At 36.2% G+C, this 417-nt stretch carries 1 pseudogene; it reads right to left on the bottom strand.

What is annotated here, in order from left to right:
- Positions 1 to 417, bottom strand: a pseudogene (locus tag ACVC5O_RS10005) (hypothetical protein); the annotation flags it as partial.

Here is a 417-nt window from a genome sequence, read left to right as displayed (position 1 = left end):
GTAAATAAATCGAATGGCGAATTATCTGTTAAAGCATCTTCACAAATTTCTATTGGTGTTAATGCTTCTCCAGATTCTGGTGCATCTTCTATTGTAATGGTTACTGTACTTGTATTTGTACATCCATTAGCATCTGTAATCGTATAAGAATAATTATAAACTCCAATGGTTAATGCTGTTAAATCTACATCACTTCCTGTTAATGCTCCTGAAGCATCATCGTCTGACCATGTTCCTCCTGCATCTTCGCCTGCTAATTGACCAAATAAATCTAATGGTGAATTTGCAGCTAAATCATTCTCGCAAAATAAAGCTGGTGTTGGAACTCCTGTTTCTGGTAATGGTAATACGATTATTTGTACCACTACATCTACATCGCTACACGTACCAATATCTGCTACTGAATAGGTGTAATCG

This window comes from Lacinutrix salivirga (assembly GCF_053604675.1).
Note: the sequence above shows the minus strand (reverse complement) of the source record. Positions and strands in the feature narration are given on the sequence as shown.